Annotated in this window: 29 protein-coding genes; 10 read left to right on the forward strand and 19 right to left on the reverse strand. The window is 67.1% G+C overall.

What is annotated here, in order from left to right; all coding sequences use genetic code 11:
* Window positions 1-179: 179 nt before the first annotated feature.
* The 3 genes from HNR00_RS15200 (at window position 180) to HNR00_RS15210 (ending at window position 2,511) form a co-directional block, all read left to right on the forward strand.
* A complete protein-coding gene (locus HNR00_RS15200; RefSeq protein WP_183570754.1) occupies window positions 180-746 on the forward strand; it encodes a hypothetical protein in 567 nt (188 codons plus the stop codon).
* A 409-nt stretch (window positions 747-1,155) separates the two neighbouring features.
* Window positions 1,156-1,836 (forward strand): hypothetical protein, encoded by a 681-nt coding sequence (locus tag HNR00_RS15205; RefSeq protein ID WP_183570756.1) that lies wholly within the window; start codon window positions 1,156-1,158, stop codon window positions 1,834-1,836.
* Between the two features lie 462 nt (window positions 1,837-2,298).
* Window positions 2,299-2,511: a hypothetical protein gene (locus HNR00_RS15210; RefSeq protein WP_183570758.1), complete on the forward strand. Its 213-nt coding sequence runs from the start codon at window positions 2,299-2,301 to the stop codon at window positions 2,509-2,511.
* A 275-nt stretch (window positions 2,512-2,786) separates the two neighbouring features.
* Here HNR00_RS15210 and HNR00_RS15215 read toward each other — a convergent pair whose 3' ends face one another.
* From HNR00_RS15215 to HNR00_RS15230, 4 genes are read right to left on the reverse strand one after another with little or no spacing between them, the layout of a single operon-like run.
* Window positions 2,787-3,698 carry a cation diffusion facilitator family transporter gene (locus HNR00_RS15215; protein WP_183570760.1) on the reverse strand — a complete coding sequence of 304 codons (912 nt, stop codon included), beginning with the start codon at window positions 3,696-3,698 and terminating at the stop codon, window positions 2,787-2,789.
* A gap of 55 nt (window positions 3,699-3,753) precedes the next feature.
* Window positions 3,754-5,025, reverse strand: a complete 1,272-nt coding sequence (locus HNR00_RS15220; protein WP_183570884.1) for a cation:proton antiporter — start codon at window positions 5,023-5,025, stop codon at window positions 3,754-3,756.
* Between the two features lie 54 nt (window positions 5,026-5,079).
* Entirely contained in the window at window positions 5,080-6,147 is a 1,068-nt protein-coding gene (locus tag HNR00_RS15225) for an endonuclease/exonuclease/phosphatase family protein (RefSeq protein WP_183570762.1), read from the reverse strand.
* Entirely contained in the window at window positions 6,144-6,680 is a 537-nt protein-coding gene (locus tag HNR00_RS15230; RefSeq protein ID WP_183570764.1) for a DUF421 domain-containing protein, read from the reverse strand. The genes HNR00_RS15225 and HNR00_RS15230 overlap by 4 nt, the downstream gene beginning before the upstream one ends.
* Before the next feature lie 435 nt (window positions 6,681-7,115).
* On the opposite strand from HNR00_RS15230, the gene HNR00_RS15235 reads away from it, so the two are divergent.
* The 3 genes from HNR00_RS15235 to HNR00_RS15245 all read left to right on the forward strand — a co-directional run bounded on the left by HNR00_RS15235 (window position 7,116) and on the right by HNR00_RS15245 (window position 10,133).
* On the forward strand, window positions 7,116-7,574 hold the full coding sequence (locus tag HNR00_RS15235) for a PRC-barrel domain-containing protein (protein ID WP_183570766.1): 459 nt from the start codon (window positions 7,116-7,118) through the stop codon (window positions 7,572-7,574).
* 217 nt (window positions 7,575-7,791) lie between these two features.
* Window positions 7,792-8,757 carry a mechanosensitive ion channel family protein gene (locus HNR00_RS15240; protein ID WP_183570768.1) on the forward strand — a complete coding sequence of 322 codons (966 nt, stop codon included), beginning with the start codon at window positions 7,792-7,794 and terminating at the stop codon, window positions 8,755-8,757.
* Window positions 8,754-10,133, forward strand: coding sequence for a DUF2254 domain-containing protein (locus HNR00_RS15245; protein ID WP_183570769.1), 1,380 nt, complete (start codon window positions 8,754-8,756; stop codon window positions 10,131-10,133). Before HNR00_RS15240 ends, HNR00_RS15245 begins: the two co-directional genes overlap by 4 nt.
* A 354-nt stretch (window positions 10,134-10,487) precedes the next feature.
* Here the strand turns inward: HNR00_RS15245 and HNR00_RS15250 are convergent, their stop codons facing one another.
* The 5 genes from HNR00_RS15250 to HNR00_RS15270 all read right to left on the reverse strand — a co-directional run bounded on the left by HNR00_RS15250 (window position 10,488) and on the right by HNR00_RS15270 (window position 12,900).
* Window positions 10,488-11,108 (reverse strand): response regulator, encoded by a 621-nt coding sequence (locus HNR00_RS15250; RefSeq protein WP_183570887.1) that lies wholly within the window; start codon window positions 11,106-11,108, stop codon window positions 10,488-10,490.
* Entirely contained in the window at window positions 11,021-11,401 is a 381-nt protein-coding gene (locus HNR00_RS25545) for a hypothetical protein (protein ID WP_246390670.1), read from the reverse strand. The genes HNR00_RS15250 and HNR00_RS25545 overlap by 88 nt, the downstream gene beginning before the upstream one ends.
* Before the next feature lie 82 nt (window positions 11,402-11,483).
* Entirely contained in the window at window positions 11,484-11,699 is a 216-nt protein-coding gene (locus tag HNR00_RS15260; protein WP_183570771.1) for a ribosome modulation factor, read from the reverse strand.
* Window positions 11,700-11,885: 186 nt separating this feature from the next.
* Window positions 11,886-12,383, reverse strand: coding sequence for a PRC-barrel domain-containing protein (locus HNR00_RS15265; RefSeq protein ID WP_183570773.1), 498 nt, complete (start codon window positions 12,381-12,383; stop codon window positions 11,886-11,888).
* An 85-nt stretch (window positions 12,384-12,468) separates the two neighbouring features.
* The gene (locus tag HNR00_RS15270; protein WP_183570775.1) at window positions 12,469-12,900 is read right to left on the reverse strand and encodes a hypothetical protein; all 432 of its coding nucleotides are present in this window, start codon (window positions 12,898-12,900) and stop codon (window positions 12,469-12,471) included.
* An 874-nt stretch (window positions 12,901-13,774) separates the two neighbouring features.
* Here HNR00_RS15270 and HNR00_RS15275 point away from each other — a divergent pair.
* On the forward strand, window positions 13,775-13,930 hold the full coding sequence (locus HNR00_RS15275) for a hypothetical protein (RefSeq protein ID WP_183570777.1): 156 nt from the start codon (window positions 13,775-13,777) through the stop codon (window positions 13,928-13,930).
* Between the two features lie 123 nt (window positions 13,931-14,053).
* Window positions 14,054-14,800: a MauE/DoxX family redox-associated membrane protein gene (locus HNR00_RS15280; protein WP_183570780.1), complete on the forward strand. Its 747-nt coding sequence runs from the start codon at window positions 14,054-14,056 to the stop codon at window positions 14,798-14,800.
* A gap of 417 nt (window positions 14,801-15,217) precedes the next feature.
* Here the strand turns inward: HNR00_RS15280 and HNR00_RS15285 are convergent, their stop codons facing one another.
* Window positions 15,218-15,988, reverse strand: a complete 771-nt coding sequence (locus tag HNR00_RS15285; RefSeq protein WP_183570782.1) for a potassium channel family protein — start codon at window positions 15,986-15,988, stop codon at window positions 15,218-15,220.
* Window positions 15,989-16,218: 230 nt separating this feature from the next.
* Between HNR00_RS15285 and nhaA the strand changes: the two genes are divergently transcribed.
* Window positions 16,219-17,421, forward strand: coding sequence for a Na+/H+ antiporter NhaA (nhaA, locus tag HNR00_RS15290; RefSeq protein ID WP_183570784.1), 1,203 nt, complete (start codon window positions 16,219-16,221; stop codon window positions 17,419-17,421).
* Window positions 17,422-17,504: 83 nt separating this feature from the next.
* A complete protein-coding gene (locus HNR00_RS15295; protein WP_183570786.1) occupies window positions 17,505-17,984 on the forward strand; it encodes an MgtC/SapB family protein in 480 nt (159 codons plus the stop codon).
* A 125-nt stretch (window positions 17,985-18,109) separates the two neighbouring features.
* On the opposite strand, the gene HNR00_RS15300 is transcribed toward HNR00_RS15295, so the two are convergent.
* The 9 genes from HNR00_RS15300 to HNR00_RS15335 form a co-directional block, all read right to left on the reverse strand.
* Window positions 18,110-18,511: an exopolysaccharide production protein YjbE gene (locus HNR00_RS15300; protein WP_183570788.1), complete on the reverse strand. Its 402-nt coding sequence runs from the start codon at window positions 18,509-18,511 to the stop codon at window positions 18,110-18,112.
* Window positions 18,512-18,697: 186 nt separating this feature from the next.
* The gene (locus tag HNR00_RS15305) at window positions 18,698-19,030 is read right to left on the reverse strand and encodes a hypothetical protein (protein WP_183570790.1); all 333 of its coding nucleotides are present in this window, start codon (window positions 19,028-19,030) and stop codon (window positions 18,698-18,700) included.
* A 189-nt stretch (window positions 19,031-19,219) separates the two neighbouring features.
* Window positions 19,220-19,885 (reverse strand): PRC-barrel domain-containing protein, encoded by a 666-nt coding sequence (locus HNR00_RS15310; protein WP_183570792.1) that lies wholly within the window; start codon window positions 19,883-19,885, stop codon window positions 19,220-19,222.
* A gap of 703 nt (window positions 19,886-20,588) precedes the next feature.
* Window positions 20,589-20,810: a hypothetical protein gene (locus tag HNR00_RS15315; RefSeq protein WP_183570794.1), complete on the reverse strand. Its 222-nt coding sequence runs from the start codon at window positions 20,808-20,810 to the stop codon at window positions 20,589-20,591.
* A 97-nt stretch (window positions 20,811-20,907) separates the two neighbouring features.
* Complete coding sequence (locus HNR00_RS15320; protein WP_183570796.1) at window positions 20,908-21,573, reverse strand: response regulator transcription factor; 666 nt, start codon at window positions 21,571-21,573, stop codon at window positions 20,908-20,910.
* 20 nt (window positions 21,574-21,593) lie between these two features.
* Window positions 21,594-23,672, reverse strand: a complete 2,079-nt coding sequence (locus tag HNR00_RS15325) for a sensor histidine kinase (protein ID WP_183570798.1) — start codon at window positions 23,670-23,672, stop codon at window positions 21,594-21,596.
* A 632-nt stretch (window positions 23,673-24,304) separates the two neighbouring features.
* Window positions 24,305-24,541: a ribosome modulation factor gene (locus HNR00_RS26055; protein WP_376770388.1), complete on the reverse strand. Its 237-nt coding sequence runs from the start codon at window positions 24,539-24,541 to the stop codon at window positions 24,305-24,307.
* Between the two features lie 249 nt (window positions 24,542-24,790).
* On the reverse strand, window positions 24,791-25,309 hold the full coding sequence (locus HNR00_RS15330; RefSeq protein ID WP_183570800.1) for a PRC-barrel domain-containing protein: 519 nt from the start codon (window positions 25,307-25,309) through the stop codon (window positions 24,791-24,793).
* A gap of 144 nt (window positions 25,310-25,453) precedes the next feature.
* Window positions 25,454-25,858 (reverse strand): BA14K family protein, encoded by a 405-nt coding sequence (locus tag HNR00_RS15335; RefSeq protein ID WP_183570803.1) that lies wholly within the window; start codon window positions 25,856-25,858, stop codon window positions 25,454-25,456.
* Window positions 25,859-25,939 lie beyond the last annotated feature (81 nt).

Here is a 25,939-nt window from a genome sequence, read left to right on the forward strand (position 1 = left end):
ACCTGAAGGGTGTGTGCGCAATGGTGCACGCCATGGAGGGTGCTAAGGTCACGCACCTAATCATGAGTCCGCACGTCTTCGTCCTCGTGTCTGAGATCCAAGCGCGCCATGCGCTCGGAAAGCCTCTGACGAAACGAGCCTTCCGACGCATAGGCGGCCGCGCAGGCACGGAGCCGGTCGTGACGGTCGTCTCGCACGCCCACGTCGAGCAGCACCGCGCTCCCCTGGCCCACGCGAATCCCGAGACCGCCCGGGGCGCCGCCCGCGACCGGCACTTCGCGGACCTCGCGCTGGCGGAGGGCGACCCGAGCGCGACCGCGCGCGGCTGCCGCCGAACCGACCTTCGCCGCGTCGAGATCGAACTCGTGGCCCCGGCGAGCGACAAGATTGCCAGTTTCGTCATCGACGCCGTCCTGGAGGTTCTGGCGCACGGCGGCAGCATCGGTGACGGCGCCAGCATGCAGTGGGACGTCCCCGCCTACACCACCAGCCTCGACGCCGCCCGCGACTATGGCCGCCGGGTGCTGCCGGGCTTCTACCTTATCAGCGGTACCTGCGGCACCACCGGGCACGCCTCGGTCGGCCCGGACTACGACGGCCCCGAAGGCGCCCGCCTGCTCCGGGAGTGGCCCCCGGACGGCGTCGCCCAGGTCGGCTGGCACGAGCAGCTTCCCCAAGCCGACGAGCCCCATCGCGAGCCCCGCCTGCGCCGTCGGGCGCTCGACCACCAGAACGAGAGGACCTGACTGATGGACCTTGTCACTTGCGAGACCTGCGGAGCGCAAGGAGCATCCGCACCACCGCCGAACGCAGCATCAGGGCCACGCAAGCCCATCGCGAATTTGAGCTGTTTATAGGGGGAACACGCCCCTCACCTTTGCCCAAAATCTCGTTAAGGGATCCTGTGCTGTCCAAGATTTCAAAAACCGGCGACCGATAATCACCATCTATTAAGGACATATTTACCTTGACATTGAACACAGTGGAAACGATAGCTCGCAGTGCGACGGGAGCAGCATCTAAAATTATCAACAAACCCAGCGGCGGCCAGCCCCCTATAATGTATGGTTTAAGGTTTATCTTGCGCGATGGTGGAGCATGAACATCTAGTTCCGCACGTTCCGGAACGCTTTACACCTAGGAGCACTTAGGCGAATGGTCCGGACGAAAGGTCGTCGCCGGCTGACCTGCCATCACGAAGCTGGACACGCGTTGACGCGATGGTATTTCGGACATAAAACGGATCGCGCTGTAGTCCTCACTGTCGATGAGGTCCGGGCCGGCAAGATTGTAAGGAACCGCAAGGATATAGATATTGTTAGCTGCGAAGGTATAGTTGAAGGTTACGACATTCACGGCTATCCGTATGGACCTATACATACCGCAGGCTCTGCTGAGGAGCAAAATTATTCCAACTACCTGCGCGCCATCAACCAAGATGTAGAACTTATAAATTGCTTTGCAGGTTTCATAGCTGAAGCGCACTACCGACATGCATCGGTGAGCGATTGCATGTTAGCAGGTGGCATACAGGACATGCAACTTGCCCAAGATTTGGTTGACGCCTGGGATTTGTCAGGCGAAGAACAGCGGGAACTCTTACGGCTATCCGAATCAAGAGCCGCCGCCCTTGTGCGGTCGAAGTCGGGGTCTGTTGCTATCAAGGCTGTAGCCAATGCGCTTATGGAACGCGGGCGTTTGACCGGGAGGCAGATCGCTCGCCTGTGCCGAAATGCCTACGGCGGCCGAGAGTGCGCTCACGGTGCCTGGAACGCACACTGGCCAGCGACGCCCAAACAGATCCGAGCAGGTTTTATTCCACATCGTCTTGGGTAGGCCGCATAGAGTTTGCGACGCTGCGCTGGATTATTTGTATACCTGGGCGACCACAGCCTCTCATGTCATTCGCTGAAGGCAGCCATGGCCTGCCGAGTATTGTTGTAGTTCTCGCATCCGCTTCCCCAAGCTCGCTCAGATAATCCGCAGCAACACGGGGATCTTCACGTTGTTGCGACGGAACTGGGGCATGCGCCCCATGCGGCCCTTCAGAGGTGTCGCCATGGCAGCCCGTACCAGCTCGGGAGCTCACCTTGGCCTGTTCGGCTTCGCGCCACTTCCGGACCTTCTGCCACAACTACTGGAATGGCCGCTCTTCGCTCGCAAGCGGTCGCTGCGCGGAGTGGTCGAGCCGGGAGGCTACATGATCCTGAGACCGAAGCCGCCCGCGTCCAGGCTTGCCTCCGGAAAGTCGAGAACCAGCTCGACCGCTTCCGGGCAGAGGAGTTCTGGGATCGCGTCATGCAGGAGATTGCCGAGCTCATCGCCGAGCGCGGCCTCCTCACGCCCGAGGAGATCCTGCCTGACCTACGCACCTGGACCGTCCGCGGGGCCGCCCTTCACAAGGAGCCGCTTACCCCCGGGAGACTCCGCAAGAAGATGGACGTCCGCGTGACCCACCGACGCTATTTCAAGGCGCCCGTCCACGGTCGCTACGCCCGGCGCGACGCCTGAGCCCGAGGTCAGGCACTCTCAGGCCGCTTGGTCCAGGATGCCTTTCCGAACCCGGAGGTATCGATGGCCGATTGGCACTGTCGGCCCCCGAACGGATCGAGCGGGCGGGGATCGGAGGTCGTAGACCTCGCCGGAGGGCGGCTTCCCCCCGGGGGACCCGGTGCATTTCTAGCCCGACCCGGCGGACAACGCCCGTCCGGCCGGGAGGTCCCAGGTCACGCCGACGTCCCATCCGCGCGGCACGGTAGGGACACGGACCGCCCTGCGCCGTCGCCTCACGGCCCGCCACGGGCCGGCATCAGGTACACGTAGGAAAGGCTCGGCAGCCGCGCCCGCAGGCGCCCTTGCGCCTCGTCGAGCACGGCGTCCCGGTCCTCGGCGGAGGTGCCGTCGCGAAAGGACAGGACCATGGCCAACACCACGCTGTCGGTCCCGATCTGCAGGCTGCGCACGTCCTCGATCCGCGCGATCCGACCGTCCTGGGCGACGAGGTCCCGCGCCTTGGTGAGGAGCGCCGCGGAGGCGCTCTCGCCGATGAGGAGGCTGCGGGTCTCGCGCGCGAGCACGACCGCCACGCCGACGAGCAGGACGCCGATGGCGAATGAGGCCACGCCGTCCGCGCGGGGCTCGTCGAGCCACACGGACACCGCCACGCCGGCGGCGGCCACCACCAGGCCGGTCAGGGCCGCGCCGTCCTCCAGGATGACGGTGAAGGTGCTCGGGTCCTTGGACCGGCGCAGCGCCGACCACATCCCGACGTCGGCGTGCCGCCTGCGCATCTCACGCCACGCCACGCCGAACGAGTAGCCCTCGAACACGACCGCGAGGCCGAGCACCGTGAAGTTGACCCAGGCGTCGCGGATCCCCTCGGGATGCCGGATCTTCTCGACCCCCTCGTAGATGGCGAAGGCGCCGCCGAGGCTGAAGATCAACAGGGCGACGACGAAGGACCAGAAGTACAGTTCCAGCCCGTAGCCGAACGGGTGGGCCTCGTCGGGCGGTCGCTTCGCCCGATGCATGCCGTAGAGCAGGAGCCCTTGGTCGACCGTGTCGACGAGCGAGTGCAGCGCCTCGGTGAACATGGCGCTCGACCCGGTGTAGAGCGCCGCGCCGAACTTGGTCACGGCGATGGCCAGGTTGCCGCCGAGCGCGGCGTAGACGACGGTCGTCGAGCCGTCCCGTTTCATGGGTTGCGCTCCGGAGGTGCGGGTTGGCTGGAGGCGGCGCGGCAGACCCGCTCCGTCAGGCGGCGTCCCGCTCCGGCACATCCTTGAGCGTCCGGCGTGCCACCATGCCCAGCGTCGAGCCCTGGACGACGATGGTGAACAGCACCACCGCGTAGGTCGCCGCGAGGATGGCCGGCTTGGCGTCGCTCTCGGGGACGGACAGGGCCAGCGCCACGGAGATGCCGCCGCGAACGCCGGCCCAGGTCAGGAACGGCACGTTGCGCGCCGAGAGGTTGCCGCCCCACCGGAAGGCGAGGAGCGGCGTCGAGACCGCCGCGAGCCGCGCGGCCAGCACGATGGGGATGGCGCACGCGGCGAGGACGAGCCCTGCCGCCTCGAATCGCAGGACCAGCACCTCCAGCCCGATCAGCAGGAACAGCACCGAGTTCAGCACCTCGTCGATCAGGGTCCAGAGCGAGGACACGTACCCTTGCGTCTCCTCGCTCATCGCGTCGCGCGGCGCCCGGTCGCCGACGAGCAGACCCGCCGCGACCACGGCGAGCGGGCCGCTGAAGTGGAGCTTCTGCGCAAGCGCGTAGGTGCCGGCCACGAGCGCGAGGGTGATCAGCACCTCCACGGGGAAGTCGTCGATGGCCCGCATCGCCCGGTAGGCGACGTAGCCGGTGGCCACGCCGAGGACGAGCCCGCCGCCGGCCTCCTGCAGGAGCAGGCGGGCCACGCCGCCGGCGCTGGTCGCCTCGCCGCCCGAGCCGGCGGCGAACGCGACGAGGACCGTGAACAGCACGATGCCGATGCCGTCGTTGAACAGGGCCTCGCCCTGCATCTCGACCTCCAGGGCCTCGGGCACCTTCACGTTCTTGAGCGTGGCGAGCACCGCGACCGGGTCGGTCGGACTGATCAGCGACCCGAACACGAGCGCCCAGGCGAGCGGGACCGGCAACCCGATGGCCTGGGCCGCGGCCCAGAAGGCGCCGCCCACGATGGCGGTCGAGATCAGTGTGCCGACGAGCGCGAGGGTGGCCACCGCACCCGCGCGGTCGCGGAGCGCCCGCAGGTCCAGGCTCATGGCGCCGGCGAACAGCAGGAAGGCCAGCATGCCGTTCATCACCACGTCGGTGAAATCGACCTGGCGAAGGATCTTCGTGAGATCCTCGTAGAGGTGCTGCTCGGGGAAGGCGAGGTCGAGGCCGACGAGGGCGAGCGAGGCGAGCAGCCCCATCACCAGCAGGCCGATGGTGTGCGGCAGCCGCAGGAAGCGGTGGTTCAGCCAGCCGAACAGGGCCGACAGGGTCAGCAGCAAGGCGGCGAGGTCGAAGATGGAGATCACAGGCATCCCCCGCCCAGGCCGCAGGCGGGTGCGGGGGCATCGTTGAAAGTAGGCTCAACGCGCCCGCACCCGTTCGGTCGCGCCCGCGGCCGCAAGCACGGCATTGGCCGCCTCCACGTCCCCGGATCTCATCCGCGGAGGTGCCTTTCCGCCGTCCCTCGTCAGGCGGCATAGCCTGACGAGGTAGGGGAAGTGATCCGAACCGAAGGCGTCGAGGCGCTCGACAGACAAGGTCGCGAAACCGCCCTCGTGGAAGACGTGGTCGAGCGGCCAGCGCATCCACGACGACTTGGTATTCCAGGTCGCGACGTAGCCGTAGTCGCGACGGGGGTCGAGCAGCCCGGCCAGACGCTGCGTGCGCCCGACGGCGATCTCCCATGGCGTGGCGTTGAGGTCGCCGGCCAGGATGCCCGGCTCCACCCGCTCGCGCAGCACCTCGGCCGCCGCGTAGAGTTCGGCATCGCGACCGCGAGCGGACTGCCAGACCTGCGGCGGCTTCGGGTGGAGACCGACGAAATCGACGACCTCGCCGGTACGAAGGCTGACACCGGTCACGACGGCCGGCGTGTCTTGCCCGGCCAAGTGCCGGATCTCGCCGTTCACGAGTGTCAGGCGGGAGAAGAGATGGATGCCGTAGTAGGAACCGGTAATCCGCTGCAGCGTGTGCGGCATCGACACACGCAGCGGGTTTAAGGCTTCATCCCACCACGCATCCGTCTCCATCGCGAGGAAGAGGTCGGGCTTGACGCGCTGGACGGCCTCGACCAACGGACCGGCCTCGCGATTGCCGAGCTGTACGTTGGCGACCAGCACCGATAGACGGCGCTCGGCCGGGCATGCGTCCACCCGTGACCCCCGGGCGGGCAGGTACGGCCACAGGATCCAGTTGTCGACCGTCAGTGCAATTGCCGCGATGACAAATGCCGGTGCAGCCGATCCAGAGTTTCTGCGAAAGAAAAATAGGAGTCCGATGCCGGTGGCGGCCAGCGCAACGGCAAGCGGCAGGCGCGGGAAGTCCAGCAGCCGGACAACCCACCATTCGGTCGGGATCAGCGGGATCAGGCTCGCAGTTGCAAGGACCGCAGCGAGCGTGACGAGTGTCCAAACAGCGGTGGCCTTCACGACCGGTTCGTCACGGCCGGGACCGCCTCAGGTCGTGGAACGCCGGTCAGGCCATCTCCTCGTTCGGACAGGGTCTTGAGCACGCTGATCGAGCCGTCGGTCTCAAGCACGACCGCCGCGGCTTGCGAGAGGTCATCCAGCCCCTCCGAGCGCAGCGCAGAGAGCACGTCGTCCCGGGTCATGCGCTGGCGACGCATCGCGCCCTCGACCAAGCCGCCCTTGTGGGCGAGCAGGGTCGGCTCCGCCTTGACCAGCGCCTTGATCCTGGAGGACCGGACACTCGACCACGTGATCAGGTACTGCAGCCCGATCAACGTGGCGAGGGCGAGCACCCCTTCGAGGAGCGCCACCGACTTGGTGAGGACGATGGAGGACAGCGTCGAGCCGAGCGCCACGGTCACGACAAGGTCGAACGCGTTGAGCTTGGTCAGGGTACGCTTGCCCGAGATCCTGAGGAACAGGATGAGGGCGAGGTAGGCCAGGGGCCCGACCACGACGACGCGCAGCAGGCCGGACCAGGTATCGAAGAACACGGTCTGTATCCCCCCGGCGTCATTGTCGGGATAAGCCTCTGACGAAACGCATCAGGCTCAAGGGCCTGGACCTGACGGCCGCTCCGGGATTGGCGTTCGTCGGCCGCCAAACCATCGAGGCCGGCGGGACGCCGGACGACAGCCTACCCCGTGGTGCAAGCCTCGGCCGGCCAGGTGGTTCCTAGCCGGCCTTCCCGCAGCCTCTAGGTCAACCATGGCGACATGGTCCAAACTCTCAAGATGCCCTGCATTTACAGATTTGAGCGTCAATCGAACTCGGCGACGCCCACGTCAAGCCAACATGAATTTTTGCTGAACGTTTCCAGCAACCGCACGTTCTCAACCGTGGTCGTTGCATCCGCTGCGACCCGCAAAGACGACCGTCGGCCCAGCGGATACTCAAATTCATGTCCGACGTCGAACGGAGGAAACCTTATGTCGAAATCCCTCGTTTTCGGCGCGCTCGCGCTGATCTTTGCCACATCCTCGGCCCTAGCCCAGACTTCACCGGCGTCGCCGTCCCCGGGCACAGCAATGCCCGCGTCGTCAGACACGGGCCTGAAGATGGCCGACACTGCAACAATGAAGCTGAGGTTCGTGAACGTGAAACCCGCGGACATCATGTCGTCCAAGCTCGTCGGCACGACCGTTTACAACAACAAGAACGAGAACGTTGGCGAGGTCGAGGACCTCGTGATCGAGAATGGCAAGACGTTGACTGGCGTCGTCGTCAGCGTCGGCGGCTTCCTCGGGATGGGCGAGAGCTACGTCGTGCTCGATCCTTCGACACTGACCTTCAGCGACAAGGATGGAAAGTCGGCGGTCCACGCCGACACCGACAAGGACACCCTGAAGAACGCGCCGAAGTTCGAATACTCGAAGAAGAAGACCTGATCCGCCGCACCGAAGGAGCGAGGGCCATGAAGCACGCACTCCTCGCCTCCACCCTCCTGGCCGGTCTTGGCCTCGCCGCCTCGACTCTGCCGTCGGCTGCCTGCCGCTGACCGCTGCGCTCGACCACCCCGCGAAGGCTTGAAGCTACCGCGGCTAATGACGCGCCGCCGGATGGCACGACCGCCCCCGGCGGCTTTCTCATGGCTCTCGGTACCTCATGATCTTCACCGAAGCGCTCGGGCGTTTGGAAGACCTCGGTCGTTCGGCGGTGGCACTCCTGCCTGGGCTGGCCATCGCCCTTGCCCTGTTCGTTATTGGATTACTGGTTGCAAAGGGCGTGCGTGCCGCCGTCCGGCGTGCGGCGGAACTGCGCGACGCCTCCCTGGGCTCGGCCTCCGTCCTCGGGCGCATCGCGGGCGGCGTGACGGTTCTGGTCTCGTTCCTGGTGGCCGCGTCCGTGGCGTTTCCTTCAGTCTCGGCCGCCGACCTGTTCAACTTGCTCGGCATCGGCGGCGTGGCCATCGGCTTCGCCTTCCGCGACGTGCTGCAGAACCTGCTCGCCGGCATCCTAATCCTGCTGACCCGCCCGTTCGTCATCGGCGACCAGATCCGCGCCGGCTCGCATGAGGGGACCGTCGAGGACGTTTGGGTCCGAGCGACGGTTCTGCGTACCTACGACAACCAGCGTGTGCTGATCCCCAACGCCACGCTGTTCGTCGACAAGATCACGGTGATCACAGCCCACGACAAGCGCCGCTTGGCTTTCCCGCTGACCATCGGCAACGGCGACGACATCCGCGAGGCGCGCCGGGTCATCGTCGAGGCCCTGCGTGGCACCGAGGGTGTGCTGGCAGACCCGCCGCCGGAAGCGCTGGTGACGGGCCTGGGTGCAGCCGGCGTCGACATGATGGCTCGGCTGTGGATCGATCCACCCCGACGCCGGGACGCCATCGACGCGCTCGACTACGCCATCTCGAACGTAAAGGAGGCGTTGACCGCGGCCGGCATCGATCTGCCATACCCGACGAGCCAAGTGCTGTTCCACGACCAGACCGAGGAAACGGACGGCGCCCGCATGCGTCAGCGCGAGGGCTGGCCTGCAGGCAGCGATCCACTGCGGGCTCGATGGCAGGTCGCGCGCGGGGATGAGGCCGCCGGCCGCCTTACGGAGGAGCGTACATGAAAGCGCGGCTGCAAGCCTGGGTCGAGTTCCTGGGTGACCAGTTCTGGTTGCGCCCGGCCCTGATCGTCGTCGGCTGCCTCGCGGCCGCACAGCTTGGCGTCTGGCTGGAGACGGCGCACATCGCGGGCTACGACGCCTCGTCGCCAGACAAGAACTGGGGCTACTCCGGCGGCGCCGAAGGGGCTCGCGCCTTGCTCAGCGCTGTCGCCTCCTCGACCATCGGCGTGGCCGGCACAACCTTCTCCATCACCATCGCAGCCCTGACCCTGGCCTCAGGGCAGATGGGCCCGCGGCTCCTGCGCAACTTCACGCGCGACGCCCGCAACCAGGTTGTGCTCGGCATCTTTCTTGGCACCTTCGCCTACGCGCTGATGGTCCTGCGCACGGTGCGCACGGTGCAGGAGAGCCCGTTCGTCCCGCACCTCGCCATCAGCGGCGCCATCGCGCTGGCCCTCCTGTCCATTGCCACACTGGTCTGGTTCGTTCACCACATCGCCACCGGCATCAATGTCGAGACCGTTGTCGACGCGGTCCATCGTGACCTGTGCGACGCGGTGGGCGCACGCACGCTGGATGCGGCCGACACCCAGCCTCCGGCAGAGACACCCGGGGGATCTCCAGTAGCTGCTACGGACGGAGGTTACCTCCAGGCATTCGACGTGGACGGGCTTGCGGATTGGGCGCACGAGCATGGGGTCGTCATGGCCCTGCGTGTTCGCCCCGGCCATTACGTCCCGAACGGATTCCCGGTCGCCTACATGTCCGCCGGCGTCGAGGGCACCGGCGATGCTGTTCGCCGGGCGCTCACCTTCGGCCGCCGGCCCGCGGCCCTGCAGGATCTGGAATACTCGATCCGGCAACTCGTCGAGATCGCGGTGCGGGCGCTCTCGCCCGGGATCAACGATCCGATGACGGCGGGAAGCGTCGTCGACCATCTCGGCGACGCGCTGTGCCGTGTCGCGCCACGTCATCTGCCCACGGGTGCGGTCGTCCGTGAGAATCGCGTCGTCCTTGTCCATCCGGTGACGGACTACGATGGGCTTTGCGATGCCATGCTCCACATGATCCGCCAGAACGCGGCGGGCTCCGTCCATGTCCTCGCGCGGATGCTGGACGTGCTCGCGCGGGTGAGTGAGGTCGAGCGTCTTTCCGACCGGGTCTCCACGCTCGCCCGCCACGCCGACCTCGTGATCGCCGCCGCTCGCCGCGACGTGCCCGATCCCGACGATCTCGCCGATTTAGAGCAGCGGTACGCCCGCTTCGTCCAGGTGCGTGCAGGAGCCGTTGGACGTATGGCGCCGCCAGCCACATCGATGGGCACCGTGAGCTCGAAGGGGGGCGACCGGACGGGATCAAGTGAGGGGCTCACAAGTTGAGCGGAGGGAAACGCCCGACGAGGACAGGATGATCGCCAAGCCGAGATATGTCTTTCCCATGGTGGGATCGCTCGTAGTCGCTCCGTTGCTGGGCTTCGCGGGAAGCCTCGTGCCGCAACCGACCGCCGCGCGTGACGGGGACCCGGTGGATCGCGCACGGGCTCTTTCGAGGGACCGCACCCTCCCCAAGGCGAAGCCCGGCGCGGTCGGGACGCCGCCGATCATCACGAGGAAGGGGTCGTCCGTCCCCGGTACGCCTGCCCCGTCGAAAGCACGCAAAGACCGGGGTCGTTGATCGGCGGGGAACGGTCGGCAAGTCCGTTCGGCTGCGTAGCGGGGTCCGGAGGGACAGCGCTAGCGCAAGGCCAAGGCATCGAACCAGCCGTGCGCGGCGCCGTAGCGGATGATCTCGGCACGGGTCCTCAGCCCGAGCTTCTCGGCGGCCCGCGCCTTGTAGGTCTCGACCGACTTCACGCTCACGTCGATGCGCTGCGCGATCTCCTTGTTGCTGAACCCTTGCGCGATCAGCCGCAGGGTCTCGGCCTCGCGCGGGCTCAGCGGCTCGCGCCCCTCCGCCGTGCCCGGGCGCCAGTCCAAGCCGGATGTTTCCGCCAGGCCGTGGCCGGCGATGGATGGGTCGAGGTAGACGCCACCAGACGCCACCGCCCGGACCGCCCGGAGCAGGTCGTCCGCCGCCGAGCGCTTGAGGAGGTAGCCGCGCGCGCCGGCCCTCATCAGCGGCTGCACGTAGGTGGCGTCCTCGTGGACGGCCAGCACCAGCACCCGGGTGCCGGGACACTCGCCCATCACCCGTTCCGTTAGTTCGAGGCCGTTCAGGCCGGGCATCGAGACGTCGACCATCGCGATGTCGGGCGCGACGGCGCGGATCATCGGCAGCGCCTCGCCGCCGTCGGTGGCCTCGCCGACGAGTTCGACCTCGGGGTCGGCGTTGAGGAGCGCCCGGATGCCCGCCAGGCCGAGACAGCGCCGTCCTCGACCAGCACGCTGACAATGGCGCTGTCGGTCAGCACGCGCGGGTCGGTCACCGCCCGCTCGTCGCCGAGGAGGCGACGTCCCGACGCGATCACCTGCAGGACTTGGCGGTCGCCCCCGGCGGCGGCGTTCCGCTCCAGGTCCCGCAACCGTTCGATGAGGTTCGGCGGCGCGGACGCGTGATCCTGCAGGCCCGCCTCGACCAGGGCGGTGACCACCCGTTCCAGGCGCCCGAAGGTCCAGTCCTCGAACGAGTGGGGTCGCTTCCGTCCCATCGCCCCTTCGTCGCTTTCCCGACCTTCCCCGAAGCCTTGCCTTAGGGCCACGGGAGCCTGGGGTCGAGCCGAGGCCCGCGACTTAGCCCAAGGTCGGGTCAACCGCCCCGTTCCGGGCCGCCGGGCCGCGGGCGACCACGGCCGGATGGGGAACCCGCTCGGCGAAGTCCCAGGTCGATCCGTCGTAACCCTCGTACCAAGCCCGGCGCTCGCGCGAGTCCGCCGGGTGGGGGCAGGCATCCCGCGGGCGCCCGAGGGCCCGGGCGCGGGAACCCTGCTTGATGACGTCCATGATCATCGCCGCTCTCTCCACCACGTCGACGTTTACGAAGCGGCTTCGAGATGCGCCCGTATCCTGGCGGGCGACAAGCGGTTTGGCCGGGCGTCGCCGTTCTCACCGACACCTGTCAGGCTCGTCCTGACACTGCCCGGGTGCCGGAATGCTTGGGCGTGGCCCCGCGGACACGGGACCACGCGCCGGGGGTCAAGAGTTCTTGTTGTACTTGAACTCGGGCGCATTCTTGAGCGCGTCCTTGTCGGTGTCGACCATCGCCTTGAGCTTACCGTCCGCCTTGTGCAGGAAGATCGACGAGGGGTCGACCAGCACGTAGCGCTCGCCCATGCCGAGGAAGCCGCCGACGCTGACGACGACGCCGGTGACCGTCTTGCCGTTGTCGATGACGAGATCCTCGACCTCGCCGATGGTCTCGTTCTTGTTGTTGTAGAGGTTCTTGCCGACGAGCTTCGATGAGGTCACCTCGGCCGGCTTGGCGGTGACGAACTTAATCTTGGCGGTCGCGGTGTCGGCCATGGTCATGCCGCCCATGCCGCCGGCCGGGGTCGGCATCGCGGTGCCGGCCGGCGGCGACTTCATCTGGTTGGTCTGGGCGTCGGCGGAGGGCTGCGCCGCCTTGTCCTGGGCAAGCGCGGGGCTGGCGAGCAGGGCACCGGCGACGAGGGTGGTGGCGAGCGGCGTCTTCATGGGTTCACCTCAGTCGTGTCGGGATGGTGTCCCTGGCGGACGGGCCGCCAGGGTTCGGGTAATCGTGTCCGCAGAACGGAGGGATTTAGTAGCCGCAGCCGTAGTAGGGTCGACGAACGCCGTAGCCGTACCCGTAGCCGACCGGGGCGTAGCGGTATCCGTACCCGTAACCGCCGTAGTAGGCGGGCCTGACGATGGCCGCGGCGAGGCCGAGCCCGAGACCGGCCGCCAGGCCGAGGCCGGGATAGCCGCGGCGGTAGCCGTAGCGGCGCCCGTAGCCGTAGCGCGGACCTCCGAAGCCGACGCGACGGTAGCCGCCGAAGCCGCGGCGATAGCCACGAAAGCCGACCGAACGGTATCCGCGGAAGCCGTGACGAACGCCCCGGAAGCCGCCGTGGTGGCCGGCGAAGCCGCCGTGGTGGAAGCCATGGCCCCTGCCGAAGGGCCGCGCCTCGCTCGACGGCGAGAACAGCATCAGGCTCGATACGGCCGCGAGGGCCAGTGCGACACGTTTCATCGGGTTTCAGCTCCGTGATGGTGGTGGCTGACCCTTGCGGGCCACGACCGTGACGGGTTCGACGGGGTGGCCAATCGCCTGGCCGCAGACCGGACGTCGCCGCGCCGGAACGCCGGGAACGCTCGGGCTCGGCGTTCCTTCCTCCCCGCTCACCGGGTGATCTGTGGCGCCTGGGATGGGCGCGCAGTCGGAGAAGACCGCATTCCTGTCGGGACAAACCTGACACGCCACAGGGCGCGTCCTCGGAGGCGGCTTGCGCGGCCGGTTTGGCTCGCGAAAGCTTAAACCGGAGCCGCCGACCCTGCCGCCATCGTGCGGGCGGCGGTGCCCGTCCGCCCCGGTCGCAGGGACAAGGAAGAGACATGAGGACAGCCATCGTTCGGAAGGCTCGGCTCGTTTGGGGAAGACGGGCAGATACAGGAAGCGCGGTCGGCGCGGGCGACACCCAGGTGCCGACGGTCCCGGCGGACGGGTCCGTCGAGGACTGGGCACGCCTCGGCGGCGGCCTGGCATCGGCCGACGCCGATCTCCGGTGCGTCCTCGGTGGCCTTGTCACGGGCGACCACGGCACACGATATCCCGGTCATGTCGTGTCGCCATCGCCATGACGACGGATCGGGCCCGTCGGTCCTGCAGGCCCCGTCGACCTGCCGACGGTGGCGGCGCTGGCCGAGCGAGCTGCCGGGTCCGGCGAACGACAACGGCGGCACCGCCATCCCATGGCCGCTGTGGGCCGCGTGCGGGACCGCGGTGGGTCTGCTCCTACTCAACGGCCTGGCCGGTCTCCTCGCGTTCTGAAGCCAGTCGTTCGCGAGCGCCGACAATACAGCCCGATTCGCATGCCCCGGAGCTAGCCGGGCGAAGGAGACCCCTCATGTCCCGTCCCATGCTTCGCAAAGGCCGCTGGCGGCAACTCACCTTCGGGCCACGCCCTGCGACGCCGCGCGCGTCCGATGTGGTCCTGGCCGTCGTCGCGACGTCCCTGCTCGCGGGCCTCTGCCTGCTGGCAGCGGCCAACCTGGCCGGCTGAATGACACGGATCCCCACGGACCATCTGGGCCGAACCGGCGGGCGCGTCACCTCCGCCCGTGCCTAATCCGACGGTTCGCCGGTTGTCCCTCGAACGGGACCACCGGCAACGAGGAGCCGATCCATGCTCGACACCACCCGCAGGGCGACCGTCTACCGCATGGTAATGAGGAAACACGTCTGCCCCTACGGCCTGAAGACCAAGGACTTGCTCGAACGGGAGGGCTTCACGGTCGACGACCACTGGCTGACCACGCGCGAGGAGACCGACGACTTCAAGGCCGAGCACGACGTGAAGACCACGCCGCAGACCTTCATCGGCGGACAGCGCATCGGTGGCTACGACGACCTGCGCTGCCATCTCGGCAAGGACGTGAAGGACCCGAACGCGACGAGCTACACCCCCGTGGTGGCCGTGTTCGCCATGACTGCGCTCATGGCGCTGGCGGCGAGCTACGCCGCATACGGGACGCCCGTCACGGTGCGGGCGGGCGAATGGTTCATCGCCTTCAGCATGTGCGTGCTGGCCATTCTGAAGCTGCAGAACATCGAGACCTTTTCGTCCATGTTCCTGGGCTACGACCTGCTCGCCCGACGCTGGGTGCGCTACGCCTACGCCTACCCGTTCTGCGAGGCGCTCGCCGGCATCCTGATGGCCGCTGGCGCCTTGAACTGGCTGTCGATCCCGGTTGCCCTGTTCATCGGTACTGTCGGCGCGGTCTCGGTGTTCAAGGCGGTCTACGTCGACAAGCGCGAGATCAAATGCGCCTGCGTCGGCGGGTCGGGCAATGTGCCGCTCGGCTTCGTTTCGCTGACAGAAAACATGATGATGGTCGCCATGGCTTTCTGGATGCTGGCCACATACCATTGAGCGATCTGGCCTCAGTGGATTTTCACCGGCTCCACGCCCTCGCCGTGGCGCCCTCTGCCGGCGATGCATGTTCTCGCGTCATCTCGGTCGACGTGACCGGCACCTGCGGTGGTGATCAGCCCCGAGAGCCACCGACATGAGCGCTGTCACGGTCCGCGCGGGAAGCCTCGTCCACCAGTGTGCCGAGGGCGTGTCGGTCGAGTGGCGAACCGGATGCTCCCCCGCCGTCGGCCGTCCCGTTGCTGCCGAGCACGGTCGCTGTCGTGAGGCCCGCCCAGGGTTCGGGCGCGGGCAGGTCGCCCACCCGGTAAGCGGCGGCTGCCAACATGGCCGCGCATACGGCCGTCGCGGTCAGGAGCGTCGTCAGGAACCTCATGCGGACCCAACGAACGGCTGAGCTCGGCTGTTCCCCGCACCTCAGTACGCGCCCTCATTTGGAATGTTCAGGGTGGTACCGCAGGCCTTGCAGTGCACCGAGTCCGGCTCGTGGCGCTGCAACCCGCAGTTCGGGCAGGGAAAGCGCACCTTGTAGGGCCGGAACAGCACCTGGGCCAGGCGCAGGAACAGCGTGACGCCGCAGATCATCACCACGACCGAGATCAGGCGACCGCCCGTGCCATGCAAGGTGACGTCGCCGTAACCGGTCGTGGTCAGGGATGTGACCGTGAAGTAGAGCGCGTCGACGTAGTTGCCGATGGCGGGGTTGCGCCCGTGCTGCGTGGCATAGACGATGCCGGTCATCACGAACACGAACACCGCGAGGTTCACCGCCGCGATGATCACCTCCTCGTTGCGCCGGAAGAATGGGAAGTCAGCGCGGAGCCGGTCGAGCAGTTGGTAGGTGCGCAGCAGTCGCAGGGTGCGCAGTATGCGCAGGAAGCCCGCGCCCTCGCCGACGATAGGCGCCAGGAAGGAGGCGATAGCGGCGAGGTCGGCCCATGTGGTCGGGCGCAGGAACTCGCGAGCAGGCCGCGGGCAGATGGCCAGCCGCGACAGGAAGTCCGCGGTGACCGCTACCCCGATCAGCACGTCGACGCCCTCGACCAGCGGCTCATGGGGCATGAACGAGGAGACGACGATGAACAGGAGCGTGGCGAGGTCGAAGGCGACGAGGCCGTAGCGGAAGCGGTGGGCGCGGTCGGTGTCGCCCTCGTACAGGCCCCGAAGCCGCTCGGTCAGGTGTCTCATGCGCCAGGAAACGCTCGCTCGGGGAATTCGGGTGCCGAAACCCGTATCGCCGCCACGGTTCCGGCAATCTGAACGGAATGACGGCTACTGCGGCTGTCTCGTTGAGCCGGGGAGGTGCATGTTGTGCCTGCCGGACTTCGGTGCGATAGCCCGCGAGAGGGTGCGCGGTCCGTCGGTCGGACCGGCAGGACGAGCGCTGGTCGGGCCGCCAGTGCCGGAGACCCGCGTCCGTGTCGTCCTCCCCCCATGCCGTTGCCCGGCCTCGCCGCCGTCCACTCTCCGCCCTGCGCGACATGCTCGTCAGCGAGGCCGGTGGCGGCCTCGTCCTGATGGCGAGCGCGGCACTCGCCCTCGCGGTGGCGAACTCGCCCCTAGCGGACACCTACTTCGCCGCCCTGAAGGCATATATCGGCCCGCTCTCGGTGCTGCACTGGATCAACGACGCCCTGATGGCGGTGTTCTTCCTGCTCGTTGGGTTGGAGATCAAGCGCGAGGTGCTGGACGGGCAGCTGCGCACGTGGCCCGACCGGGTGCTGCCGGGGCTGGCCGCGCTCGGTGGCATGGCGGCTCCTGCCTTCGTCTACGCAGCGGTGAACTGGCAATCGCCCGGGACGCTGCGGGGCTGGGCGATCCCGGCGGCCACCGACATTGCTTTCGCGCTCGGCGTGCTCGCCCTGCTGGGCCCGCGCGTGCCGGTCTCGCTCAAGGTGTTCCTGACCGCGCTCGCCATTATCGACGATCTCGGGGCGGTACTGATCATCGCCCTGTTTTACACTGCCAACCTGTCGCTTCCGATGCTGGCCGGCGCCGCGGTGACGTTCGCGGTGCTCGTCGGGCTCAACAAGGCCGGCGTGGCCCGGCTCTGGCCCTACCTCCTGTTTGGCATCGTGCTCTGGTTCTTCGTGCTCAAGTCGGGGGTGCACGCCACGGTCGCCGGGGTGCTTCTGGCCATGACCGTCCCGCTGCGGCTGAGCGCGGGCAGGCCGGACGACCCATCCTCGCCGCTGCACGTGCTGGAACACGCGATCCATCCCTGGTCGGCCTACCTGATCCTGCCGGTCTTCGGTTTCGCCAACGCCGGGGTGTCGCTTGCGGGTTTCGAGGCGCGGATGCTGCTTGACCCAGTGACTTTAGGCGTCGCGCTTGGCCTGTTCCTTGGTAAGCAGGTCGGCGTGTTCGGCCTCGTGCTCGTCGCGGTGAAGCTCGGATTGGCGCAACGCCCGGCCCATGCCGGCTGGGCACAGGTTTACGCTGTCGCGCTCCTGTGCGGGGTCGGCTTCACCATGAGCCTGTTCATCGGCCTGCTCGCCTTCGCGGACGCGCCCGCGCTGGAGGCCGAGGTCAAGATCGGCGTGCTCGCGGGCTCCATTGCCTGCATGCTGACGGGTGCAGGAGTCATGCTGGCGGCTATACCTAGGCATCCGCGCGACTGACCGCTGGTCCCGAGGCTTGGGACTTGGGACTCGTACCAGGAGGCACTTTCAGGCTCCACAACTCATGGACCGTGAACCATCCGATGCTGCTTGATGCCACCGCCATCTCACTCACCGACATCCTGCTCCGGCTCGGTGCGGCGACCGCCGGCGGCTTGCTGCTCGGCTTGGAGCGGGAGCGCAAGGGTAAGGATGCCGGCATCCGCACCCACGCCCTCGTCTCCTTGAGTTCGGCGGTCATCACCACCTCCGCGCTAAGCCTCTACTCCGAGGTGCAGGCGCGCGGCGGGGATGCGGACCCTCTGCGCGTCATCCAGGGGCTCGCTCAGGCCATCGGCTTCATCGCCGCCGGCACGATCTTCGTCGCCGGGGGTGACCCCGCGCGCAGAGTTAGGAACCTCACCACAGCCGCTAGCATCTGGCTGGCGGCATCCACCGGCATCGTTGCTGGCGCGGCGCAGTTCACGCTTCTCGCGGCGGCGATGGGGTTCGGGCTCGCCATCCTGGTTCTGGTCACGGCCCTCAAGCGTGTCGGACTGGCCCGAGAGGAGGCGGATGAATAATGCGAGACTCGCCCCCGAGGCCAGTCCGAATTCATGCGGGTGCAGGCTCGGGTCACCTTCGCCATGGGCGAGATGAAGCTTGACGAGGCCTGCCGTCGGCCAAGCCTAGGGGGCGCGCGATGTGCTCAGCAACCGTCGGTCTTGCTCACCTGGTCACCGAGCTTCTGGTCCGCCCCTGCATTGTTCAGGGCACCGACGGTGCCCGGCGAAGCCGGCTGCGAACCGCCCGCGAGGTTTTTGCTGGACGTGCCCACGCCCGCACCCTGGTTGATATTGGATTCCGAGCCGGGCTTCTCGCCCAGTTTCTGGTTGGCGCCAGCAGCGTTCATCGCTCCCACAGTACCGGGAGAGGCGGGCTGCTGGCCGCCGGCCAAGTTCTTGCTCGACTGATCGACGTCCGAACTCTTCGGGTTCACATGTTGGGGCGTCGGGTCCTTCGTTTTCATCGTTTCCGTGCTGCAGGGCGCGGCGAGGCTCGGTGCGGTCATGGCCAGCAGCAAGGGAATGGTGAACGTCAGAGCTTTCATTGGGTTGCTCCCAGCCTCATGTCGTCAGAAGTCATATGGTAGATTCGTCTTGTACGGCTCAGGTGCCGCGCCGATCCTGCTGAAGGCTTGATGGCGTTGCCGACAACGTCCAGCCGTTCATCGGCCTGCAGCGTGGATCGGGGCGGGGCGGCGGAGCTACGAACCACGCCACCTGGCACGAGCACCTCAGCGCGAACCGTTGGAGGTCGATTCCTCCGCGAAGCGCAGCATTCCGGCCTTGTCGATGACCAATTTGCCGTCCGGGCTCGGTTGCCGGCCGTAACCCGACCCGACCACGCGGAAGCCGCAGCGTTCCGGGCACTCGATCCGTAGCGTGTCGCCGGCGGAGACCTTCTGGTTGCTCTCCGTTGCGCCGCGGTCGACGGTGACCGTGTGCTCCTTGGTGTTCTGGTTGGTGATGGACACGGCGAGTGCGGGGGTTGCCAGGACGATCAACATGATCCCGGCGGCGAGGCCAGTCTTGAAGCCGAAGCCCCGCTTGATGGCTGCGTGAGTCATGGGATTTTCTCCTGTCGAGTCAAAGAAAGGGTGGTGGAAGCAGCTTCGTCGTTTGCGGCTGCCTCCTCCTCGGGCCGAAGGCCGGCCCCGAGATCCCCGACGCTTGCCCAGAAGACGTCAGGCGCGCGGATGCGACGTGGTGGCCAAGGAGGAACGGGTCTGGATGCCGGGCCTTCGGTCAGGTCGCGCTCAGCCGGCGGAGCGGACCTGGACAGTCTTGCCGGGATCGAGGTCGGTCTGCTGGCCCTTCTTCCACTCGGGCATCGCCTTGATCTGCTCGTCGGTCAGTTCCCGGGTGACGAGGCGGTCGCCACGCATCACGACGTTGCTCAGCGGGATCGCGACCTGCTTCTCGCCGAGGCCGAGGAAGCCGCCCTTGCCGATCACGATGCTGTTGCGGCCTTGGCCGTCCGACACGACGTGCTCGACATCGCCGAGCATGTCGCCGTTGGCGTTGTACAGGTTCATGTCCTTGAGCCGCGATACGGCGAGCGCGTGCTGGTCTCCCTGGGCCTTCCTGCCCGTGCTACCCGTCGCGTCGACGGCCTCGAACGCGGTGAAGCCATGCGGCCCGAGCGTCATGACGACCGGATTGCCGTCCTTCGTCTTGGCCTGCACCACGTAGGCCTGGGCGACGACCTTCACGTCGGTGAAGCCGGCATTCTTCAGGTCCTGCGTCAGCTTCTTGGTCGTGAGCAGGTTGTCCGCCGATGCGTGGCCATCAGTGCCGCCCTTATTCGGCATGGTAGCGGATGACGGGTTCGGCGGGTTGGGGGGAGTGTTCGACGATTGGGCCCATGCCGCGCCTGGAAAAGCGAGTGCTGTGGCGCAGAGGACGACGAGGTGCAGCTTCATGTCCAACTCCTTCTGAGTTTGCCGCCGAGATTGAAGTGATGTTCAGCGTCGGAGACGAGTGGCTTTGCTTGAGCGGTGTTATTGATGGCGGACAGGGGATCCGCTTCGACCGCAGGCAGGAAGGTGGTCGGTCGCACGCAAAAACAGCAGTCAGGGCCTTCCGCGTACCTCTGTCAGGGTGAGCCCGACCCTATTATCCGTGTGCCCGACTGAGTGCATGGAAGCGTCACATGCATTGATCGTCCTCCATGGTTCACCGGCCCCTTCGGTAATCAGCAGCACGGACAGACGGTATGAGACTGGCAATCAGGCTTTCTCGACGGCGTCTTGTCTCGGATTGGCGTGAGCGGAGGTATTGCGGTCTCAGCATCCCGCGATGCCCCCGGTGTTACGCGAGAACCGAGAGGACTTGGGCAGAGTTGGGCGCCCATGGCGGTGACGACATCGGTGAGGTCGCGCTTCGGCTCAAATGCGAGACGTGCGGGTCATTGCCCGTCGGGCTGGCGATCCATGCCTACGCCAAGCCGAGCTCAGCAAATGAAAAGCCTTCCGACCGAACCGGTCTCCGACAAGGAAGCTGCAATCGAAAGGCGGTCGACGCTCCTTGAGGGACCTCTCGCGGTATCGAACGCCACGGGCGCGTCAGCCGCATCGAGCGTGTCATCGTGCCCGCTTGTTTCAAGGCATCGCGGGCTCTCAATACTCATGGAGCACCAGTTGTCGGCAGCTCACGCCCCAGGATCGCGGCCGCGCGACCGCGCCTAAGCATCGCCTTGATGCGGAGCTCCCGGCTCATGCGCCGCAGCTTGCAGGTCACGGCTTGGTTGTGCGTGCACCCCGGAACTGTCGCAGCCCGCACCAAGGTGTCGGCGATGCTGTCGAGTGTCATGGCCTCGCGAACAAGAGGTGCGATGCTCTGCTGCATGAGCCCTTATCCAGCATCCGTACGCTCGCGCGACGCGCGGACTTCTCGTGCATCAAATGACGGCTTCCAGGCAGTGACGGGATGGCATTCGCAGGTGCTACCGCAGCGTGAGTGCGTCGAGCCAACCGTGCGAGGCGCCGTAACGGATGATCTCGGCCCGCGTCTTTAGCCCGAGCTTCTCGGCAGCGCGCGCCTTGTAAGTCTCGACGGACTTCACGCTCAGGTCGATGCGCCGCGCGATCTCCTTGTTGCTGAAGCCCTGCGCGATCAGACGTAGCACCTCCGTCTCCCGTGGGCTCAACGCTTCCCCGGACTCGTCGGAGCCAGAGCTCCCGGTTGCGGCGGACGGGTCCGCCAAGGCGTGCCCAGCTATCGAGGGATCGAGGTAGACGCCACCGGCTGCCACTGCGCGGACGGCGCGGAGAAGGTCGTCCGCGGCTGAGCGCTTCAACAGGTAGCCCCGGGCGCCAGCATGAAGCAGCGGCTGGACGTAGGCTGCATCCTCATGGACCGTAAGCACGAGGACCCGGGTCGCCGGGCACTCTTTCGCGACCCGCTCCGTCAGTTCCAGGCCGTTGAGCCCCGGCATGGAGACGTCGAGCACGGCGACGTCAGGGACGAGCGAACGGATCATCGGTAGAGCCTCCCCGCCATTCGTTGCTTCGCCGGCGAGCTCGATCTCGGGGTCGGCGTTCAGGAGGGCCTTGATTCCGGCAAGGACGATGGGGTGGTCGTCGGCGAGGACGACGCGGATGGGGTCCATGGTGCGGTTCTTCCTTTGCGTCAGGTAAGCTGCTGCGGGAACGGTATGCGAACGAACAGGGTGGTCCCGGAGCCCGGCGACGACTCAAGCGTGAGGCCACCCCGCAGCAAGGACAACCGCTCGCGGATGCCGGAGAGACCCAGCCGAGGCTTGGTCGACATCCCGTCCGCGTGCGGTTCGGGAACCGTCTCGCCGTCGAACCCGACACCGTCATCCTCGATGATCACCCGCACCTCCTCCGGGCGCTGCTCGACGGACACACTGACCGTGGAGGCCTGTGCGTGCTTGATGACGTTGGTCAGCGCCTCCTGTACGATCCGGTAGATTGCGGTCTCGACGGCTGCCGGGAGGCGGACGCTCTCGCCCAGAACTTGGAAGTCCGAGCGGATGTCGTGGCGCAGCGTCCACTGGCGCAGCAGGGTGGCGAGAGCGTCGCGCAGGCCGAGGTCGTCAAGCGCAGTCGGGCGCAGGTCGACGGCGGCTCGATGGATGTCGCGCCCGATCTCGCCGGCCAGCGACTGCAGCCATTGAACGTGACGGCCCACCTCGCCCTGGGCCCCGTCCCCGAGCAGCTGCTCCAGGCTCTTTAATCCAAGCGACAGGCCAGTGACCGTCTGACCGACCTGGTCGTGGAGTTCGCGCGCGATCCGACGCTGTTCGTTCTCCTGCGCCTCACCGAGCCGGCGAAGAAGTTCGGCGCGCTCTGCCTCGGCGGCCTTGCGCGGCTCGATGTCTGCCACGACGCCGTAGATCAGACCAACGGGTGTCTCCTTGTTCAGTTGCGGCACGCGACCGGTCATCCGGATCCAGCGCGGGCTGGATCCCGGAGCGACGACCCGGAACTCAACGTCGAGAGGCATGCCGTCCGCTAGGCTGTGCCGCAGGGCGTCGGTCAGCTGCTCCCGGTCGTCGGCGTGGACCACGTCCAGGATCTCCCGGGCGTCCGCCTCGTTCTCGTTGTCATGCGAACCTGACGCGTTCCATGCAAGGAGCTGTGCCGCCCGGGCGGAACCGGTCACCCTTCCCCGCACGGTGTCCCACCGCAGGGTGCCGAGTTCCGCGGCCTCCACCGCCACGGCACCCTGCTCCTCGCTCGACCGCAGGGCCAGGGCGAAGCGTGCCTGCTCGCCGGCCCGGCGCTGCGCCATGTCTCGGCCCACCAACCCGACCAGCGCGAGGCCGAGGCCGATGCTGAGTACGCTCCCGCCAGCGAGCACGAGGTAAGACCGCGAGACCGGCGCGTTCAGCGTGGCGGCCGGCATGCCGAAGTGCACCGACCAGCCGCCGGTATCCTTCAGGGTGCGGTAGACGACCTCGACGTTCGAGCCCTCCAGTGTCGATCCGGTATAGAAGCCCTGCGGGGCGCTCCGGATGGCCGCTTGCAGGGCGGCGTTTGCAGGATGTCCGAGTTCCTCCGCTTCGGCGCGGGTGCGGGCGATCGTGTTCCCGTCCGCGTCCACGATGGTCCCGACCCAGCCCTCCGGCGCGCCGGCGTCGCGAAGGATCGAGCTGACCGCGTTGGTGGCGAGCCCAACCGAGAGGACGTAGCGCAAGGTTCCATCCCGGATGACCGGGACCCGCAAGGCGACGAGGCGCTTGCCCGAGATCGAGCCCACCGGTCCGATGCCCCCCACCACGGGACGCTTGGTCCGCACGACCGCATCAAAGCTCTTGCGGTCGGCGGTCGGGCCGAGCTCCTTGTCGAGCGTGCGGAGTAGGTTAACGACCTGCACGCCGTCGGGATTGGAGAGTTCGACGGTGTCCCACAAGGGGTGTGCCTGCCTCAGGCGCTCGGCCTCGGCGTAGAAGGCGGCGAGATCCGGCCGGTCGAGACTGGCCGAGGCGGCCTCGGCTTGTAGCACGGCGATATGGGCGGCGATGTCGGACGTGACGCGCTCGGCCACGCGGGTCGCGCTCGCGACGGCAGCCTCCCGCGTGAGGTCGCGCTGCTGCTGTGCCATCAGCGTGGCGACCCAGCCGCTGAGCAGCAGGACCGGGATGGCGGCCGCGAACGCCAGGGCGACGAAGGTGCGGCCGCTGCCGCGGCTTAACGGGTCTCCGGGTGTTCGATCGCGGTCTCCTAATCTCCGTTCGTTCATCGGCGGTCGCTCGTCCAGGCCTGCTGCCGACGGGCAGGGAACCACTCGCAGCCTCAGAGCCGTTCAGCCCGCAGCTTTGCTCCTGAGCGTCGACCGGCGGTGAAGGTTTGATCCTAGCCACGGCGTGAGAAGGGCACTAACAGATCGTCAGGCCACGCTCTGAGTTCCAACGATCTATCCCGTTCGGACGAGGCGAGCTCGCTTGCGTCACCCAGGAGGCGGCGTCCCGACTCGATGACCTGGATGGTTTGGGGATCGCCCCGGTCTTCCCGCACGCTACGCTCCATGCGCCGCAGCCGGTCGATCAGGTCCGGTGGCGGCGGCGCTCCGCGCGTCAGCTGTGCTTCCACCAAGACTGTCACGACCCGCTCTAGCCGACCGAAGGAACAGGTCTTCAGTGAATTCAGGGATTTGCGTCGCATCGTTTCGACCTCCCCATCGTTCGCTGGCCTCCGAGAACCTGGCCGACCTACCGCCGGATCATGCCGTCTCGGCGACCGGGTACGTGCCGGAAAAGGTGTAGCCGTCGCTGCTGCCTTGCGCATGTCGGGGGAAGCACCGACACGGGTCCGGCTCGGCGGAAGGACGGCTTGGGTGCTGACTTGGCTTCGGTCGCCGCTCCGATATCAGGCTCAAGCCGAAGCCAGCGGCGGGGACTGGACCGCTGTACCGTCACCGGACCTGGACGCGCCGTTATCCGGGGGCAGCCGAGCGGGATGAGGCATCCGCGACGCCATCTCCCAAGAGGATCCGTCGTAGCCCTCGAACCAAGCCCGACGTTCACGCGAGTCGCCCGGGTACGGGCAGGCATCCCGTGGGCGACCGACAATCCTGGCGCGGGCACCAAGCTTGATGATGTCCATGAGCATGTGCGCTATTCTCCCAGCCGGCGTGAACCTTCTGTTCAGCCTTGCTGAGTAGCGCCCGACCGCTATCGCTCGACAAGCGGATTACGCAGGGCATGCCGTTCTCACTGACCCGTGTCAGGGTCACCCCGACATTCCGCGGGTGAGACGGAGCTTGACCGTTGCTCCGGCACCTGCCCGAGCCTGCCATTCGTGGGCGGTGAAACCGGCGCGAGGAACCGACGCTGATGGCCGGGACCCCGCCGCAGGGTATTAGGTGTTTTTCTTGTCGTACTTGAACTCGGGCGCGTTCTTGACGGTGTCCTTATCGGCATCGACCATAGCTTTCAGGGATCCATCGGCCCGGTGGAGAAAAATGGTCGAGGGGTCGACCAGCACGTAGCGCTCACCCATGCCGAGAAAGCCGCCTACGCTGACGACGACGCCGGTCACCGTCTTGCCGTTCTCGATTACGAGATCCTCGATTTCGCCGACCGTCTCGTTCTGCTTGTTGTAGAGGTTCTTACCCACGACCTTCGAGGAGGTCACCTCGGCCGGCTTGGCGCTGACGAACCTGATCTTGACGGTCGCGGTGTCGGCCATCGTCATGCCAACCGCACCGTTCGAGGCTGCGCTGGCGCCGTTCGCGGCCGCCGGCATCGCCGTGCCCGCCGCGGGAGCCTTCATTGGGGCCGTCTGCGCGTTCGAAGGTTGCGCCTGCTTGTCCTGTGCGAGAGCGGGAGTTGCCAGCATGGCGCTGGCGGCGAGAGTGCTAAGGACGATGTTCTTCATGGTGCTGTCCTGACGTTCTTGATGAGGGTGCAGCACGGGCGGAGGGGATGAGAACCTCGTGCCCGCCGGGTCCGTTTGCTGAGAGGGAGTTCGTTCCGCGTTTGCGAAGCCGGATCCCCCGTCCGCGTTCGTCTCAATAGGAGATCAGGGGCAGGGATGACGTGCGCCGTCGTTGCCGAGATAGGTGCCGCTCGCCGCGTCGTAGGAGCGGAACCGACGGGCGCAGGCGGCGACAGCCTCGGCGTCCGCCGCACCTTGAGCGGCTCGCGCCTGCGAGTTGGCGATGGCGCCGCCGATGAGCGCCCCGGCGGCCAGGCCCCCCACGGCCGCGCCCAAGCCCGGTCCTCGGCGGTAACCGTAGCCGCGCCGGTAGCCGTGATGCCGACCATAGCGATGATGGCGATGACCGAAGCGGCGGTACTGGGCGTAGCTGGTCGGAAGAGCGCTAGCGGATAGCGCCTCGACCGGGTTTCCGAACGACTCGGCGGTGGCGGGCTGGACGAGGACGAGCGCCGGGATCGTAACGGCGAGGGCGAGCGTAAGCTTCATGTCGGAAGGTCTCCTTGGGTTGGTCGGGATGAACAGGGGCGACGGCGAACAAGCCGGCGGTCGAGTTTGGATCGGCGGCCG

The sequence above is a fragment of the Methylorubrum rhodinum genome (assembly GCF_014199935.1).
Taxonomy (GTDB): domain Bacteria; phylum Pseudomonadota; class Alphaproteobacteria; order Rhizobiales; family Beijerinckiaceae; genus Methylobacterium; species Methylobacterium rhodinum.

What these genes read in the sequence shown, in the direction of transcription:
- HNR00_RS15205 (WP_183570756.1), top strand. Translation starts at nt 1,156, where the DNA reads ATGGTCCGGACGAAAGGTCGTCGCCGGCTGACCTGCCATCACGAAGCT.
- HNR00_RS15210 (WP_183570758.1), top strand. Translation starts at nt 2,299, where the DNA reads ATGCAGGAGATTGCCGAGCTCATCGCCGAGCGCGGCCTCCTCACGCCC.
- HNR00_RS15215 (WP_183570760.1), bottom strand. Translation starts at nt 3,698, where the DNA reads ATGAAACGGGACGGCTCGACGACCGTCGTCTACGCCGCGCTCGGCGGC.
- HNR00_RS15235 (WP_183570766.1), top strand. Translation starts at nt 7,116, where the DNA reads ATGTCGAAATCCCTCGTTTTCGGCGCGCTCGCGCTGATCTTTGCCACA.
- HNR00_RS15240 (WP_183570768.1), top strand. Translation starts at nt 7,792, where the DNA reads ATGATCTTCACCGAAGCGCTCGGGCGTTTGGAAGACCTCGGTCGTTCG.
- HNR00_RS15245 (WP_183570769.1), top strand. Translation starts at nt 8,754, where the DNA reads ATGAAAGCGCGGCTGCAAGCCTGGGTCGAGTTCCTGGGTGACCAGTTC.
- HNR00_RS25545 (WP_246390670.1), bottom strand. Translation starts at nt 11,401, where the DNA reads ATGGGACGGAAGCGACCCCACTCGTTCGAGGACTGGACCTTCGGGCGC.
- HNR00_RS15260 (WP_183570771.1), bottom strand. Translation starts at nt 11,699, where the DNA reads ATGATCATGGACGTCATCAAGCAGGGTTCCCGCGCCCGGGCCCTCGGG.
- HNR00_RS15265 (WP_183570773.1), bottom strand. Translation starts at nt 12,383, where the DNA reads ATGAAGACGCCGCTCGCCACCACCCTCGTCGCCGGTGCCCTGCTCGCC.
- HNR00_RS15270 (WP_183570775.1), bottom strand. Translation starts at nt 12,900, where the DNA reads ATGAAACGTGTCGCACTGGCCCTCGCGGCCGTATCGAGCCTGATGCTG.
- HNR00_RS15275 (WP_183570777.1), top strand. Translation starts at nt 13,775, where the DNA reads ATGTCCCGTCCCATGCTTCGCAAAGGCCGCTGGCGGCAACTCACCTTC.
- HNR00_RS15280 (WP_183570780.1), top strand. Translation starts at nt 14,054, where the DNA reads ATGCTCGACACCACCCGCAGGGCGACCGTCTACCGCATGGTAATGAGG.
- HNR00_RS15285 (WP_183570782.1), bottom strand. Translation starts at nt 15,988, where the DNA reads ATGAGACACCTGACCGAGCGGCTTCGGGGCCTGTACGAGGGCGACACC.
- HNR00_RS15295 (WP_183570786.1), top strand. Translation starts at nt 17,505, where the DNA reads ATGCTGCTTGATGCCACCGCCATCTCACTCACCGACATCCTGCTCCGG.
- HNR00_RS15300 (WP_183570788.1), bottom strand. Translation starts at nt 18,511, where the DNA reads ATGAAAGCTCTGACGTTCACCATTCCCTTGCTGCTGGCCATGACCGCA.
- HNR00_RS15305 (WP_183570790.1), bottom strand. Translation starts at nt 19,030, where the DNA reads ATGACTCACGCAGCCATCAAGCGGGGCTTCGGCTTCAAGACTGGCCTC.
- HNR00_RS15310 (WP_183570792.1), bottom strand. Translation starts at nt 19,885, where the DNA reads ATGAAGCTGCACCTCGTCGTCCTCTGCGCCACAGCACTCGCTTTTCCA.
- HNR00_RS15315 (WP_183570794.1), bottom strand. Translation starts at nt 20,810, where the DNA reads ATGCAGCAGAGCATCGCACCTCTTGTTCGCGAGGCCATGACACTCGAC.
- HNR00_RS15320 (WP_183570796.1), bottom strand. Translation starts at nt 21,573, where the DNA reads ATGGACCCCATCCGCGTCGTCCTCGCCGACGACCACCCCATCGTCCTT.
- HNR00_RS15325 (WP_183570798.1), bottom strand. Translation starts at nt 23,672, where the DNA reads ATGAACGAACGGAGATTAGGAGACCGCGATCGAACACCCGGAGACCCG.
- HNR00_RS26055 (WP_376770388.1), bottom strand. Translation starts at nt 24,541, where the DNA reads ATGCTCATGGACATCATCAAGCTTGGTGCCCGCGCCAGGATTGTCGGT.
- HNR00_RS15330 (WP_183570800.1), bottom strand. Translation starts at nt 25,309, where the DNA reads ATGAAGAACATCGTCCTTAGCACTCTCGCCGCCAGCGCCATGCTGGCA.
- HNR00_RS15335 (WP_183570803.1), bottom strand. Translation starts at nt 25,858, where the DNA reads ATGAAGCTTACGCTCGCCCTCGCCGTTACGATCCCGGCGCTCGTCCTC.